This is a genomic window from Glycomyces sp. L485, from assembly GCF_022548875.1.
Taxonomy (GTDB): domain Bacteria; phylum Actinomycetota; class Actinomycetes; order Mycobacteriales; family Micromonosporaceae; genus Glycomyces.
In genome coordinates, this window is sequence record NZ_JAKZEW010000001.1 from 213,462 (window position 1) to 227,950 (window position 14,489).

The following is a 14,489-nucleotide window of genomic DNA, read 5'->3' on the forward strand; positions in this document are numbered from 1 at the left end:
GCCTGAACGGGCCGGGCCTTCAGCCGGTGGGGATGCCGCCGTTCTCCAGCGGGACCGGGTCGGCCTCGACCTCCTCCACCCGCCCGATCGTCACGCTGTAGGTGGTGCCCACGTAGTCCTGCACGCCCTGGTCAACGCTCGCTATCCCGACGGTGCTGTAGCCGGCGTGGTTCCCGTCGCTGTACGAGACCGGCACGATCCCGTTGCCGAGCAGCTCGCCCGACTCCACCGCCTCGATGAGCGATTCGCGGGTCGGCTCCTCCCCGGCGGCGGCGAGCGCCTCGGCGAACAGGTAGCCCACGCTCATGCCGAACACGGTGTTGGCGGTGAACGGCGCGCCGCCGTTGTACTCGTCGTTGATCTGCTTGAACAGCTCGACCCACTCGCCGTCGGGGCTGAACGGCAGGTAGTTCACGCTGACCATGCCCTGCAGCAGCGCCGGGCCGTTCTCGGCGCCGAGGTACTCCACCAGCGTCGGGTAGTCGGCGCCGGAGGAAGAGACGTACCACCGGGGGAACCATTCGAGCTGCGCGGCCGTGCCGACCGACAATGCGGTGAACCCGTTGATCGTGCCGAGGATGTTCACCTCGCAGCCGGCCTCCATCATCGCGGCGATCTGCGGGGTCACGTCCTCCTTGGAGGTCGAGTAGATCTGGATCTCGGTGATCTCGTTGCCGCCGACGACACTCTCGACGCCCTCCAGGATGCCCTCGCCGTAGTCGTCGTCCTGCCCGAGCACGCAGATCGACGCGTCCGGGTCCTGGTCGACCGCGTACTGGGCGAGCGCGGCTCCCTCGGTCACGTACTCGGCGTTGAAGCCGAACGTGTTCGGGTAGACCCTCGGATCGTTCCAGATGCGGGACCCCGAGGAGATGAACAGGTCAGGCACGCCCTCCTCGTCGAGGTAGTCGAGCACCGCCGAGTGGGTGGGCGTGCCCAGGCCGTTGACGATGGCGAAGACCTCGTCCTCGCTCACGAGCTCGGTCACCGAATTCAATGTGTTGAAGGGGTCGTACTCGTCGTCCTCGACCAGGTACTCGATGCTGCGGCCGTGGATGCCGCCGTTGTCGTTGACGTACTCGAAGTAGGCCGAGGTCGCCGCCGAGATCGTCGAGTATCCGGCCGCGGCCGGGCCGGTCAGGGGATGGTGAGTGCCGATCGTCACCGTGTCGTCGGTGACCCCGGGGGTGCCCTCGTCGCTCGGTTCGGTGCACGCGGCCAGCCCGAAGACCGTCGCCGTAGTCATGGCCGCGACGGCCGACCTTCTTGCGGGAGTGCGCATTCCGATCACCTCTCTGTGTTCGCGGCAGGCGGGGCACGGTATAACGCCCGAATGTGTGCGCGTTGCGAAATCGTACGCGGATTCGGACGCCCGCGGGGTCCGGGGCTACCGACCAGTAGCCATCGGTTCCCCGGGCGTTCCGGCCCTGCCCGCGCGCTGCCTCAACGAGCGGGACCCGGCCGGCGCAGCGCGTAGCCGAAGCCGCGGACCGTCTGGATCAGCGGGGGGTCCATCACGTCGATCTTCCTGCGCAGATAGTGAACGCACGCCTCTACGACGCGGTTGTTGCCGCCGAAGTCGTACTGCCAGACCCGGTCGAGGATCTGGTCCCTGCTGACCACCTTGCCCGCATTGATCATCAGGTACCGCAGCAGCCGGAACTCGACGGGGGACAGCTCGATCGCCCGCCCCGCCCGCCGCACCTCGTAACGGGCCTCGTCGAGCTCCAGGTCCGCGTACCGCAGCAACTGCTCCTCGGTCGGCATGTCGGCCCCGGCACGCCGCAAGACCGCCTGGATCCGCAGCACCACAGCTTCGAGGTCGAACGGCTTGGCGACGCATTCGTGCCCCGCGAACCGGTCGCGCGCGGCACCCGGCGAGGCCAGGTACAGGGCCGGGAGGTCCCGGCCGCCGGCGCGGAGCCGCTCCACGAGTTCGGGGCCGTCGATGTCGGGCAGCGCCACGTCCAGGACCACGAGGTCGGGAGCGAAGTCTTCGGCGTAGCGCAGGGCCTCGGCCCCGTCTCGCGCGAACACCGCCTCGAAGCCTGTCAGCCGCAGCGCGGCCGACAGCAGTACGCCGTTGTTCCCCTCGTCGTCCACGACGAGGATCCGGGGCTTGTCCGAAGACGCATCGATCATGCCTCAGGAGTATCGACCGCGTCCGAACCCGATCTGGGAAGATCTTGAGGGAACGTTGAGAATCAGGTGTCGGACTTGACCCATTCAGGATACTGGAGCATCCACTGGTCCACGGTGTCGTTCCGCAGCGCTTCCCACAGCGCGTCGGCCGCGATCTGCTCCTCGGTCCCGACATGGGTGACCTCGTAGTCGATCCCGTCGATCTTCTCGCCGGACGCGGGAACGCGGATGGAGTCGATGTGGTCGGGGTCGAGATCGCGGAGGTTGACCACCAGGTCCGTCACCTCCAGCCCCGGAGGCAGGTCCAGTTTCAGCGAGCTGCCGAAGCCGTCGAGCAGTCCGGTCAGCTTCGTCGGGTCCTTGTGGAAGCCCTGCGCCTTAGCCTCGCGCAGGAGCGACTTGATGGCCTGCTGCTGCATCGCCTGGCGCCCGTAGTCGCCGCCTCGGCCGCTCTCCCAGTCAGAGGGCCGGCCCCAGGCCTTGCGCTGGCGCACCAGGTCGAGCGACTCGTCCTTGTCGTAGTAGGCGCAGCCCTCGGGGAAGGTCCGCCGGTCGCCGTGGATCGAGGTGATCTCGTGCCACGGGCACAACTCGATCTCCCCGACCATGTCCACCAGGTCGAGGAATCCCTCGAAGTTCACCGTCGCCCCGAGGTGGAACTGCACGCCCGTCAAGTCGTCGATCGTCTCCACCACGTTCGAGCGCGTGACGTCCCAGTCGTCGCTGATGGAGGCGGCGTGGTTGAGCTTGTATTCGCAGGGGCCGTTCCCCCAGTCCGGCCCGCAGTCGGGGATCGGCACGAGCAGGTCGCGGGGCAGTGACACCATCGCCACGTCGGTCAGGTCCTCGTTGACATGAACCATGATCATCGTGTCCGACCGGGTCGACCCGCCCTGCTCGTCGACGCCGAGCACCAGGATGTCGAGGGGCCCGGCGAGGTTCTCCACGTCGACCTCGGCGCGGTTGTCACCGAGGATGTCCTCGTGCTCGACAGCGCCGTTCGCTGTGTCGAGCCCGTACTGCGCGACGGCCGCCGCGCCCCCGGCGACCACCGTCGTCAGCCCGCCCGCGTACAGCATCACGTGCGCCCACCAGGGGGCATGGGTCTTGCCGGTCATCGGCGCTCCTACGAGGTCCGTCAGCTCATTCCGCTAGACATGACGCTTCGGGGAAGCCGCGCGGTTGCAGAGGACGCCGCGTCAGTCCTCGGCGGGCTCAGTGGCCTCGTCCGCGACCTCGGATCCCGCCCCGCCGCAGTCGGGGTCGGCGTCTCCGTTGGTCCACTCCGGGTACCGGCAGATCCACTCCTCGAGCGTGTCGTCACGGATCGCCTGGTACAGCGACTCGGCCGCGATCTGCTCCTCGCCCTCGTGCGTGACCACGTACGACGTCCCGTTGATCTCCTCGGCCGACGACGGCACGCCGATCGAGATGATCCCGCCCGGGTCGATGTCCCTCATCTGCGTGATCATGTCGATCAGCGAGTAGTTGCCCACGTCGAGCGTGAGCGCCTCACCGAAGCTGTTGAGCAGGTCCACGGCCTTCGTCGGGTTCGTGGCGTAGCCCTCCTCCTTGGCGCGCTCCAGGATCTTCTTGATCGCCTGCTGCTGCATCTTCTGGCGCCCGAAGTCGCCCCACGTGCCGTTCGCGTAGTCCTCGTCCCAGTCCCACACGTACCGCTGCCGGACGATGTCCAGTGCCCCGTCCTTGTCGTACTCGGCGCACCCGCCCGGATAGGTCACGTTCGTGTGAATCGAGGTGATCTCGTGCCACGGGCACAGCTCGATCGTGCCCAGCTCCTCGACCATGTCCAGGAAGCCCTCGAAGTTCGCGATCGCGCCGCCGTCGAAGTTGACGCCCGTCAGATGCGTGACGGTCTCGGCGGTGTTCCCGAACGACTCGCCCCAGTCCTCCGAGAACGCGAAAGCCTCGGTGAGCTTCGTCTGCTGAGCCGGCACGCCGCTGGGGACGCTCACCAGCAGGTCCCGCGGCAGCGAGACCATCGTGACCTGCGAGAGGTCCTCGTTGACGTGGACGATGATGTCGGCGTCGGTGCGGGCCAGACCGCCCGCGCCCACCCGCTCGTCGGTGCCGAGGACCAGGAAGTTCAGCGGCCCCTCGATATCCTCGCCCTCGGTCTCCACGCGCTGGTCGCCGAGGAGGTCCTGCGTCTCGACGGCGCTGTTGACCAGGCTGAGACTCACCTGCGTCGCGATCGCGGCACCGCCGGATACGACCATCACCATCGCACCGGAGATGACCATCGCCTTCGCCCACCACGGGGACGACGCCTTCGCCGCATGGCTCATCCGCTCGCTCACTACTGCTCCCAGGGGAAATCCGTTGTCTGCGACTCACACGCGCAGCTCACTGGCGGGGTTGCGTCAGGGGGTGCTAGCAGCACCCTAGAACACCGAAGATCAGTATCCGCCGACCCCTCCGCCGGTCGTGGGGGATCCGCCCGAAGAATCGGACAGAACAATGAAATACACCGCGACGGCCGCCACTACAAGCCCGATGACCACCGCGAACGCGATCTTCCACGCGCTCCACGGCCGCTCGCCGGTGACCCGCCCCGTCTGGCCGCTCACCAGCACCTGCCACGACTTGCCCCCGAACAGGTACACCACCAGCCACACCGGCAGCAGGAGCAGCTTGTACTTGATGTTCGAGTACGACGTGTCGATCGAGTGGACGCGCTGCTCGTCACCGCCGATGTCGCGGCGCACGTCCCGCTCGATCACGCGCGCCATCCTCTCCTTGGCGTGCCCGAGCCCCTGCTCGGGCTCGATGTCGTAGCGCTGCGTGTGGTGCCCGGACAGGAACTCCGGCTGGTAGGCGAGCGCCTGCCCCGTCGGCCAGTCCTCGCCGAGCTTCTCCAGGTACGCGTGCGAGACGTGGTTCGTGGCCGGCACGACCACATCGTCGAAGGACCGCGAGACGGTGCCCCTCGCCAGGTGCCAGCGGGTGCGCCGCGACCGGTTCCCGTTGGAGTCCTCGACGTAGTAGTGCTCCCCGCGCTGGCCGGTGTACCGCGAACGCGTATCGGCGTCCCACGTCCAGTGCGGCAGGTAGGTGCTCTTGAGCGACTCGGCCTCGTCGACGTGCTTGAACCTGTTCGGCGCGAACCACCGGCTGCGCACCCACTCGCGCAGCCGCTCGCGGGCCGCGGCCCGGTCGACCTGGAACGGCAGCACGCCCTCCGGCGGCACCAGGTCCGGGTTGAACTCGTCGGCGACGACGGGCGCGTCGCAGAACTGGCACACGTCCGACCACGTGTCGGACTCGGTGTGGGCCCCGCACTGCGTGCACACGAACAGGTTCGCCGGCACCTCGGACCGCGGCCGCCTCGGCTTGGAGGCGAGCGAGGCCCAGTCCCGGTCGACGACGCGGCGCCGCTTCAGCTCGATCTGCTGATGGGTTCCGCAGTAAGGGCAGGTCAGGGCGCTCGAACCGGGCTTGAACTCGAGCTGGGCGCCGCAGGTGTTGCAGGGGTAGGTCTGGCCGGCGGACTGTTCGGTCACTGGGGGCTCCTATTGAGGGGGCAGGGGAGGGGGCACCGCCCCGAGGACGCTCGCGAGCTCGGGGATCTCGCCGGCGGCCCTCCAGCCGTCCTGCCCAGCCCGCCATGCGAGGGTCTCGCGCGTCAGCTCGCCGGAGGCCGCCTTCTGCCGCAGGGCCTGCTCGTCGAACGGCCCCGCCTGGCTGCCGCCGATCCCGAGATACCACTGGCCGGTGCTCGGCAGCGGCGGCGGGGCCGCCGCGGCGGCCGGCTGCGAGCTGTTCATGTTCTGGGCCATCTGCTGACCGACGGCCATGCCCGCGCCGAGGCCGAGGCCGTCGGCGGCCCCGCCGCCGTGGCCGGCGGACTCCTCCAGCGCGTTCGCAGCCTGGAACTGCGTGTACTGGTTCAGATCGCCGACGACGCCGATGGACGTGCGCTTGTCCAGCGCCTCCTCGACCTCCTTCGGCAGGGAGATGTTCGAGATCGTGAAGGCCGGCACGTCCAGGCCCAGCGACGACAGCTGCCTCGCGACGGTGCCGCGCAGCTGCTCGCCGATCTGGTCCTGGTGGACGGCCATGTCGAGCACGGGGATGCCCGACGAGGCGATCGCGGGCGCGAACGCCGCGACGACCTTTTCACGCAGCCAGCTCTCGATCTCCTCGGTGCGGAATCGCCCGTCGGTCCCGGCTGCCTCGCGCAGCAGCTTCGCCGGATCGGTGACGCGCACGCTGTAGGCGCCGAACGCGCGGATGCGCACCGGCCCGAACTCGGGGTCGCGCACCATCACGGGGTTCTTCGTGCCCCATTTGAAGTCGGTGAACTGCCGGGAGTTGACGAAGTACACCTCGGCCTTGAACGGCGAGTTGAACCCGTGCCGCCAGCCCTTGAGGGTCGACAGGATCGGCAGGTTCTGGGTTTCAAGCGTGTAGGTGCCCGGGCCGAACACGTCCGCGAGCCGACCCTCGTTGACGAACGCCGCCGTCTGGGACTCGCGCACGACGAGCCGGGCGCCCATCTTGATCTCATTGTCGTAGCGGGGGAACCGCCACACCATGGTGTCGCGAGAATCGTCGAGCCATTCGACGATGTCGACGAACTCGCCGCGCAGTTTCGAGAACAAGTCCTCCACACCTTCCTTCTGATCGGGCCCCGATCCACTCTAGCGCCGCGCCGCGCGCCGCAGGGCTCGCGACGGGCGCCGGTCCCGCGGGCCCCGCCCGGCACGGGCGACGACCAGCGCGGAGAACGCTTCGCGCTCAAACGCATCGAGCCGCCGGTGTGGCGCGAAAGCCGAGGCCTCCTCTGGATATATCCGCTTCGGGGTGGCAGGATAGTGCTGTGACGCCACGGAGGGAGACCACACCTGCGTGTGATTATGCCGATGAGTACCGGCGCCTGCGTAGGCTGATGGGATCGGGGCGGGTAGCCGAGGCCGTCGACAACGCCACCACCATCGCGTATAATGCACCGACCGCGCAGCGGCGTGCCCAGGCCTGGCTGTTCATCCTCCAAGGCCAGATCAACCAGCGCGCCATCGCCGAGATCCCCACGACCCTCGACCAGTCCGACTCGGCCGTGCGCCGCTGCCGCGACTACCGGCTCACCGGCGAGTTCCACGCCCTCGCCGCCTGGTACCACCACCACCACGTCAAATCCCTCCACTTCACCGCCCAGCACCTCGTCCTCGCCTCCCGCGCCCTGCGCTCGATGCAGGAGGCGAGCCAGGCCGCCGTCGACTCCTGGTACGACCTGGCAGTGGTCATGAGCAACTGCGGCTACCAGCAGCAGTCCACCGCGGCGCTCGAAGAGTGCCACATGCTCGCCGAGCGGATCGGCGTCCCGCGCTCCTCGGTCGAGGGCGTGGAGATCCTCGTCCGCGACGCCCTGCTCCGCTACTACACGGGCGACCCGCACGCCTGCATAGGCCTGCTCCGCAAGGAGCTGCGGCGCGTCAAACCGCACCTTCACGTGCTCGACAAGCGCGAGCTCGAATGGGTCCACTACGCGCTCGGGCGCCTCATGCTGCTCGGCTTCTCAGAGCAGTGGTCGGTCGAGCAGATGCTGCCGGAGACGACCTCCTCTGCCGAGGCGCTCGACCTGCGCGCGCTGGCGCTCGCCTCGCGGCTCATCGCCCAGGGGCGGGGCAACGAGGCACTGGAGACGCTGGATACGCGCGTGATCGGGAGCGAGACGATCGGAGTGATGGAGCCGCAGCACCTGCGCTCGTTGGCGCTGGTGGCGAAGGGCGACCACGCCGAGTCGATTCTGGCGGCGCACCAGACCACGTACGCGCTCTACAAGCAGATCAACGAGTTCCACACGATCTACCTGGACTCGGCGGCGGCGTTGGTCGACCACGACCAGTTGCGCCGCGCGGTGGCGGGCTGGGCGGACCAGGCGAACACCGACGATCTGACGGGTCTGCCGAACCGGCGCAGGCTGGATGCGTTCCTGGTCGAGGTCGTCGGGGACGGGATGATCGCGGTGCTCGACCTCGACGGCTTCAAGGCCGTGAACGACACGCACGGCCACCAGGCCGGGGATGCGATCCTCCAGCGGGTGGCCGCGCTGCTGTCGAGCGTGGTGCGCTCAGGGGACCTGTTGGCGCGCACCGGGGGCGACGAGTTCATCCTCGTGCTGCCGGGCGCCACCGAGTTCGACGCCGACGCGGTCTCGGAGCGGATCCGGGTGGCCGTGGCGGCCGAGAACTGGGAGTACTCAGTTCCCGGCACGCCGGTCGACGTCTCGATCGGTTGGGCCCGGCTGGTGCCCGGCGGCGACCCCGCGCAAACGCTGTGGGCTGCCGACCAGGCCATGTACCAGATGAAGCGGGATCGGAAGTCTTACTGAGCCGCGGGCTCGACCTCCTCTTCGGGGCGGTACTTGCCGACCCATTCGCGTTCGGGGCGCTTGCCGATCATGCCGAAGATCCAGGCGGCGAGCAGACCGGCGGCGAAGCCGGGCAGCATCGAGTAGACGCCGCCGGGAGAGCCGAGCTGCTCCCACGTGACCACGACGGTCGCGCCGGTGACCATGCCGGCGAGCGCGCCCAGCCACGTCATGCGGGACCAGTACAGCGACAGGATGACGATCGGTCCGAACGCCGAGCCGAAGCCGGCCCAGGCGTAGGCGACGATCTCCAGCACCGTGCCGCCCTGCAGCGCGAAGTAGTAGGCGACGATCGCGACCGCGACGACCGCGGCGCGGCCGATCCACACGAGTTCGGCGTCGCGGGCTTCGCGGTGGAAGTAGCGGCGGTAGAAGTCCTCGGTGACGGCGGTCGAGGCGACCAGCAGCTGGGAGTCGGCGGTGGACATGACCGCGGCCAGGACGGCCGCGAGCAGGATGCCGGCGATCCACGGGTTGAACAGGTCCTGCACGAGGACGAGGAACACCGTCTCCTGGTTCTCCAGCGGCGCGTCGATGTAGGAGATGCCGACCAGGCCGATGAGAACGGCGGCGGCGAGGGTCACGAGCACCCAGGTGACGCCGATGCGGCGGGCGACGGGAACATCCTTCGCGGACCGGATGCCCATGAAGCGGGCGAGGATGTGCGGCTGGCCGAAGTAGCCGAGGCCCCAGGCGAGGAGCCCGGCGATCGCGACGAAGCTCAGCGTGTTGGAACCGGCCCAGCCTTCGCCGGGCGTGAAGCCGGATTCGTCGATCCAGTTGAGCAGGTTCGGGCTGGTGTTCCGGACGTCGCCGAACACGGCGTCGAAGCCGCCGACCGCGCCGATGGCCAGGATCGGGACGATCACGAGGGCCAGGAACATGAGCACGCCCTGGATGAAGTCGGTGAAGGACACCGCCAGGAAGCCGCCGAGGAACGTGTAGACGACGATGACGACGACTGCCACGGTGATGGCGACCGTCGGCTCGACGCCGAAGATGGTCTCGAACAGCAGGCCGCCGGCGACGAGGCCGGAGGCGACGTACAGGGTGAAGAACACGCCGATGATGAGCGCCGAGACGATCCGCAGCAGGTTCGTCTTGTCTTCGAACCGGGACTCGAAGTAGGCCGAGAGGCTGATCGAATTGTGCGCGCGCTCGGTGTAGGTACGCAGGCGCGGAGCGACGAAGAGCCAGTTCAGGTAGGTGCCGATGGCGAGGCCGACGGCGATCCAGGCTTCACCGATGCCGAACGCGTAGACGGCGCCGGGAAGGCCGAGGAGGAGCCAACCGGACATGTCGGAGGCCTGGGCGGACAAGGCGGCGGTCGGAGCATTCAGGGTGCGGCCGCCGAGCGCGAAGTCGGAGAGCGTCTTGGTGCGGCTGTAGACCCATACGCCGATCGCGACCATGACCAGCAGATAGAAGATGAAGGTCGTGATGATCGGGGCCGATAGATCGACCATGTGAGTACCTCACAATCGAAGGTTTTCGGGCAATGACGCTGATCATACAGTGGCTGGAGTCGCAATAGAACCCCTGAATCCATCGGCCGTGGGCACGCGGCCGGAAGTTTGCGGCATTCCTGTTCGATTGGCTGTTGTCAGCGCCCTTCGCAAAAAGGGACACTCGTTATATCGATGCTGATCCTGGGGGTGTTCTCTGCGATGGGATTGCAACCAATTCCAAAGAGGATCAGAAGCGTCTCCGCATATCGCGCCCCTGAGGACCCCCAAAATCAACGCTATGGATTGATTGTGACACTGAAAGTAACTCACGGGGACGGCCGGCTCCATCAAGTTGCACAGTCGTGACAAAACCGAGGAGCCTCCGTCGCCGTAGCGCGCAGGCGGCGGCCAGATCGGTCCGGCTCGTCCAGGGCTCGGCCGCCACCGCCTGGTCGAGCCGCGGGGGTCCCGCCACCGCTCGGCCGCCCAGTGCGCCGCGAAGGATCGGTAACCGCATCGCGCCTATCGCATCGGCGACCGCCTCGAGGGCGAGCGCCCTGGCGACGTCGGCAGACGCCTCCACCGTCCCGGTCGCGGCGGCGATGAACGCGTCGCCGTCCATCCGCGTGTGGACGGGGCTCACCGCCCGCGCCAGACCGTCGTGCGCGCCCTCGGCGAGCAGCTTGCACTCGACCTTGTCGAGCCTGGCGTTCGTCGCGACGACTCCGATGGTGGTGTTGCGTCCGAATGCGACCGGGAAGCCCTCCGGCCTGAGTCGAGCCCGGTCGAGCGGCCCGGGCTCGCCGAAGGCGTTGACGGCCGCGACGACGCTCACGACGAGCTCTCCGCTCCGCAGGGTCGCCGACGCGAGTCCGGACGGCAGCGTCACCCCGCGCCACTGCCCTACCGTCGCGCCCCTACCGGCGCCGACGGCACCGTCGAGGGGTGTATCCCCGCTCGCGACCTCGCATGCCGCATAACCGTGCGCCGCTTCGGGAACGATTTCCGAGCCGTCGAGGTCGTACAGCCCGAGCGCGGGCACGATCGGCACCACGCCGCCGGGAGTGCCGACCCCGCGGCCGCGCTCGGCGAGCCAGCGCATGACCCCGTCTGCGGCGGCCAGCCCGAACGCCGAACCGCCGGTGAGCAGGACCGCGTCGATCCCGGCGTTCGACCTGATCGGATCGAGCAGTTCGATCTCCCGGGTGGCCGGCGCCCCGCCCCGGACCTCGCCGGAGGCGAGGGCCGCCCGCTCGAACAGCAGCACCGTGCAGCCGGTGCGCTCACCGGTCCAATGGCCTACCCGGACGCCCAAGTCCCGCATGCCGACAGACTACCGCCATCTGGCGGCAACCCCCCGGCCGTCCTTGTAACCGAACGGATGATCAGATCTCAGTGGACAGTGGTGCGGGATACATGTGACCCACGCGAAATCCCTGGATTTCTCGGACGTGGAGGCCATAGCATTGTCAGTGAAGCCGGGAGGCGACAGCAACGAAGCGGCAATCCCGATCGAAGGCTCGAACCCCCGGTCCAATGCGAAGCATTGGCCCGCCGCCGTCGACAAAGGCGTCATCGACGGGCGGTTCATCCCCTGAGAAATTCACTATCCGGCACACCATGCCGGGAAGGAACAGATCATGAACGAGTTCGTAGGTGCATACCTCGCAGTCGACGCCGCCAACACCAACGCCACCTCGGCCCTGCCGAACGCTCCGGTCGTCGACGACGGCCGCGAGAACAAGCTGTACGTTGCCGGCGCCACGGCGCAGGACAAGGTCCGCTTCTCGACCGCCGGCGTCCTCCGCCGCGTGGCCGACCGGGTCGAGCGCGGCGCCCTGACCCGCGCCGCCTGACAAGGCGACGGTGTAAGCGCACCCACAAGGTGCCGGCCGTGACTGGACAACTCAAAAGCAGAAGACGCGACGCGCTGAGCCGACAAGGGCCGGCGCGTTTCGCCTTGTCCGGGGCCGGGAGGGCGAACCCTCCTGTCAGGCGGTGGCGAACTCGAACGGCTCCGCGGGAGCGAACCGGTCGTTGATCGCGCCGCCGATCGGCAGCGAGGCCGGGTCCATGCACATCGTCCGAGAGAAGTCGAGGCTTCGCAGCTCGACCCAGACGATGTCCGGGCGCGTCGACGATTCGAAGGCGTACACCAGGTTGGTCAGGTCGGTCAGCGTCCGCCAGATCGTCTTGGAGATGTTGGGACTGTCCGGATCCGGCGCGCCGAACGGCTGCGCGGCGTTGCGCATGACGCTGAGCAGCGCGGCGTATGCCGACGGCAGGGTCTCGGGCCGAGGCAGCCGGTCCAGGTAGTAGCTGGCGCGGACGAACCGGTCGGCGGCATCGGTGGTTCCCGGCAGCGGCAGCTCGCCACCGAAACCCACGTAGCGTTCGAGGTGGGTCAGCTGCTCGTCGAACGGCGGCGAGTTGGTCATGACCCGATGCCGCTCGCCGTGATGGACGCTGGGCCGACCGTCCAGGTACTCGACGATCGCCGAATCGCCGCTCGCGTCGTCGAGCGCGAGGTGAACTGTCGCGTACCTGCTGGTCTGGTCGTCGAAGACCGGGCGCGGCTGGAAGGGCGAAGAGCGCATCAGTTCGACCGCTTCGGCGACGGTCGCGCAGGTGTCGAGCAGGTACTGGGCCCACAGCGACACCGCGAGCGCCGGTAGATCGGCTTCACGCGGCCCGAAGTCGGATTCCGCCAGCCACAGCAGGTGGGCGGCCAGTCCCGCCTCGTTGACCCCGTCGCTCGTCGCCAGGTCGTAGCTGGAGGCGATGACCGATCCATAAGAGGCGGTCCAGCGCAGCGGATTCGCGTCCCCCGGCAGTCCGGTCCGAGCGGCTCCCCGCGGCATGACCCATAGCCGGGTGTCCATCTCGATACCCCAGTCCATATTGCGACCGACCAGGACCGCCCGCTCATCGCCGGACCACAGGACGCGAGTGCACATGGCACCACGGTAGACCGCCGCACCGGTCGCCGCGGCCGAGTCGCCGAAACCGTCCCGCATGGAGGACCACGTCGCGGGAGCGGACCGATCGGTCCGCGCCGGAGAGAGTGAAGGGGACCGGCCGCAGGCCGGTCCCCTCAGTCGCAGAAGTTCTAGGCGTGCCAGCCCGGGATCGGGTAGGCCTTGCAGAACTCGCGGATCTCGCCGGCGATCGCGTCCAGCTCGGGGTCCTTCTCGGCCTTCGCGGCGTTGATCGCTCGGTCGATCCAGTTCGCCACGAGCTCCATGTCGCCCTCGGTCATGCCGCGCGTCGTCACGGCGGCGGTGCCGATGCGCAGACCCGACGGGTCGAACGGCTTGCGCTGGTCGAACGGAACCGTGTTGAAGTTCAGCTCGATGCCGGCGACGTCCAGGGCCTTCGCCGCGGGCTTCCCACCGATCTCCTTGCTGGTCAGGTCGACCAGGATCAGGTGGTTGTCCGTGCCGCCCGAGACCAGGTCGTAGCCCCGGTCGCTCAAGGCCGTCGCGAGCGCCTGCGCGTTCTTGACGATCTGGGCCGCGTAACCGCGGAACGACTCGCGGGCCGCCTCGCGCAGCGCCACCGCGATCGCCGCGGTGGTGTGGTTGTGCGGGCCGCCCTGGAGCCCGGGGAAGACCGCCTTGTCGATGGCCTTCGCGTGGTCGGCGTCGGTCATGATCATCGCGCCCCGCGGCCCGCGCAGCGTCTTGTGCGTCGTGGTCGTGATGACCGGCGCGTGCCCCACCGGGCTCGGGTGCGCGCCGCCGGCGACGAGGCCGGCGATGTGGGCGATGTCGGCCATGAGGATCGCGTCGACCTCGGCGGCGATCTTCGCGAAGCCCTCGAAGTCGATCGTGCGCGGGATCGCCGTCCCGCCGCAGATCATGAGCTTCGGTCGCTCGCGGCGCGCGATCTCGGCGACCTCGTCGAGGTCGACCCGGCCGGTGTCCTTGCGGACGCCGTAGTGGACGGCGTTGAACCACTTGCCCGTCGCCGAGACGCTCCAGCCGTGGGTCAGGTGCCCGCCCATCGGCAGGCCCATGCCCATGACGGTGTCGCCCGGCTTCAGGAACGCCAGGTAGACGGCGAGGTTCGCGGGGGATCCCGAGTAGGGCTGCACGTTGGCGTGGTCGACGCCGAACAGCTCCTTGGCGCGGCCGATCGCCAGCTCCTCGACCTCGTCGATGAACTGCTGGCCCTCGTAGTAGCGCTTGCGGGCGTAGCCCTCGGAGTACTTGTTGGTCAGGATGGACCCGGTGGCCTCCATGACCGCCTCGGAGACGTAGTTCTCGGAGGCGATGAGGCGGATCTTCTCCGACTCCCGGCGGCCCTCGGCCTCGATGAGCCGTTCGATTTCAGGGTCGGCGGCCGCGAGGTTCGCCGTCAGGGCCTCATAGGCGTCAGTCATGCATGCTCTCCTTGTCGAATGGCATGGTCTCAGCACGGCGACCGGGCAGGTGGCCTTGACTTCCCCGAGCATAACCGCCGGAGCTGTCCGCGCTCAGCTGCGTTTGGAGCCTGTGACCCCG

The 14,489-nt window shown here is 68.5% G+C and carries 13 protein-coding genes; 3 read left to right on the forward strand and 10 right to left on the reverse strand.

From position 1 onward, the window contains the following. Positions 1 to 19 precede the first annotated feature (19 nt). From L0U85_RS01005 to L0U85_RS01030, 6 genes are all read right to left on the reverse strand, one after another. Positions 20 to 1,282, reverse strand: a complete 1,263-nt coding sequence (locus L0U85_RS01005; protein ID WP_241375744.1) for an ABC transporter substrate-binding protein — start codon at positions 1,280 to 1,282, stop codon at positions 20 to 22. A gap of 161 nt (positions 1,283 to 1,443) precedes the next feature. Further along, on the reverse strand, positions 1,444 to 2,142 hold the full coding sequence (locus L0U85_RS01010; protein ID WP_241375745.1) for a response regulator transcription factor: 699 nt from the start codon (positions 2,140 to 2,142) through the stop codon (positions 1,444 to 1,446). Between the two features lie 62 nt (positions 2,143 to 2,204). Then, complete coding sequence (locus L0U85_RS01015) at positions 2,205 to 3,260, reverse strand: LCP family protein (RefSeq protein WP_241375746.1); 1,056 nt, start codon at positions 3,258 to 3,260, stop codon at positions 2,205 to 2,207. Between the two features lie 81 nt (positions 3,261 to 3,341). Beyond that, on the reverse strand, positions 3,342 to 4,463 hold the full coding sequence (locus L0U85_RS01020) for an LCP family protein (protein WP_241375747.1): 1,122 nt from the start codon (positions 4,461 to 4,463) through the stop codon (positions 3,342 to 3,344). 99 nt (positions 4,464 to 4,562) lie between these two features. Then, complete coding sequence (locus tag L0U85_RS01025) at positions 4,563 to 5,666, reverse strand: hypothetical protein (RefSeq protein ID WP_241375748.1); 1,104 nt, start codon at positions 5,664 to 5,666, stop codon at positions 4,563 to 4,565. A 9-nt stretch (positions 5,667 to 5,675) separates the two neighbouring features. After that, positions 5,676 to 6,767 carry an SPFH domain-containing protein gene (locus tag L0U85_RS01030; protein WP_241375749.1) on the reverse strand — a complete coding sequence of 364 codons (1,092 nt, stop codon included), beginning with the start codon at positions 6,765 to 6,767 and terminating at the stop codon, positions 5,676 to 5,678. Positions 6,768 to 7,054: 287 nt separating this feature from the next. Between L0U85_RS01030 and L0U85_RS01035 the strand changes: the two genes are divergently transcribed. Continuing rightward, positions 7,055 to 8,497 carry a GGDEF domain-containing protein gene (locus tag L0U85_RS01035; RefSeq protein ID WP_241375750.1) on the forward strand — a complete coding sequence of 481 codons (1,443 nt, stop codon included), beginning with the start codon at positions 7,055 to 7,057 and terminating at the stop codon, positions 8,495 to 8,497. Here L0U85_RS01035 and putP read toward each other — a convergent pair. Both putP and L0U85_RS01045 read right to left on the reverse strand, forming a co-directional pair. Then, positions 8,491 to 10,002 carry a sodium/proline symporter PutP gene (gene putP / locus L0U85_RS01040; protein ID WP_241375751.1) on the reverse strand — a complete coding sequence of 504 codons (1,512 nt, stop codon included), beginning with the start codon at positions 10,000 to 10,002 and terminating at the stop codon, positions 8,491 to 8,493. The two genes, L0U85_RS01035 and putP, sit on opposite strands and share 7 nt — an antisense overlap. A 229-nt stretch (positions 10,003 to 10,231) precedes the next feature. Continuing rightward, positions 10,232 to 11,308, reverse strand: coding sequence for a P1 family peptidase (locus L0U85_RS01045; RefSeq protein WP_241375752.1), 1,077 nt, complete (start codon positions 11,306 to 11,308; stop codon positions 10,232 to 10,234). Between the two features lie 142 nt (positions 11,309 to 11,450). On the opposite strand from L0U85_RS01045, the gene L0U85_RS20385 reads away from it, so the two are divergent. Continuing rightward, the gene (locus L0U85_RS20385) at positions 11,451 to 11,582 is read left to right on the forward strand and encodes a hypothetical protein (RefSeq protein ID WP_277605195.1); all 132 of its coding nucleotides are present in this window, start codon (positions 11,451 to 11,453) and stop codon (positions 11,580 to 11,582) included. A 42-nt stretch (positions 11,583 to 11,624) separates the two neighbouring features. Next, complete coding sequence (locus L0U85_RS01050; protein ID WP_241375753.1) at positions 11,625 to 11,840, forward strand: hypothetical protein; 216 nt, start codon at positions 11,625 to 11,627, stop codon at positions 11,838 to 11,840. Between the two features lie 135 nt (positions 11,841 to 11,975). Here the strand turns inward: L0U85_RS01050 and L0U85_RS01055 are convergent, their stop codons facing one another. Further along, positions 11,976 to 12,941 (reverse strand): linear amide C-N hydrolase, encoded by a 966-nt coding sequence (locus tag L0U85_RS01055; RefSeq protein ID WP_241375754.1) that lies wholly within the window; start codon positions 12,939 to 12,941, stop codon positions 11,976 to 11,978. Positions 12,942 to 13,093: 152 nt separating this feature from the next. Then, positions 13,094 to 14,368 carry a serine hydroxymethyltransferase gene (glyA, locus tag L0U85_RS01060; RefSeq protein WP_241375755.1) on the reverse strand — a complete coding sequence of 425 codons (1,275 nt, stop codon included), beginning with the start codon at positions 14,366 to 14,368 and terminating at the stop codon, positions 13,094 to 13,096. Positions 14,369 to 14,489: the final 121 nt, after the last annotated feature.

Coding starts and splice junctions, on each gene's coding strand:
- L0U85_RS01045 (WP_241375752.1), bottom strand. CDS start 11,308: ATGCGGGACTTGGGCGTCCGGGTAGGCCATTGGACCGGTGAGCGCACC.
- L0U85_RS01050 (WP_241375753.1), top strand. CDS start 11,625: ATGAACGAGTTCGTAGGTGCATACCTCGCAGTCGACGCCGCCAACACC.
- glyA (WP_241375755.1), bottom strand. CDS start 14,368: ATGACTGACGCCTATGAGGCCCTGACGGCGAACCTCGCGGCCGCCGAC.
- L0U85_RS01005 (WP_241375744.1), bottom strand. CDS start 1,282: ATGCGCACTCCCGCAAGAAGGTCGGCCGTCGCGGCCATGACTACGGCG.
- L0U85_RS01035 (WP_241375750.1), top strand. CDS start 7,055: ATGGGATCGGGGCGGGTAGCCGAGGCCGTCGACAACGCCACCACCATC.
- L0U85_RS01015 (WP_241375746.1), bottom strand. CDS start 3,260: ATGACCGGCAAGACCCATGCCCCCTGGTGGGCGCACGTGATGCTGTAC.
- L0U85_RS01055 (WP_241375754.1), bottom strand. CDS start 12,941: ATGTGCACTCGCGTCCTGTGGTCCGGCGATGAGCGGGCGGTCCTGGTC.
- putP (WP_241375751.1), bottom strand. CDS start 10,002: ATGGTCGATCTATCGGCCCCGATCATCACGACCTTCATCTTCTATCTG.
- L0U85_RS01010 (WP_241375745.1), bottom strand. CDS start 2,142: ATGATCGATGCGTCTTCGGACAAGCCCCGGATCCTCGTCGTGGACGAC.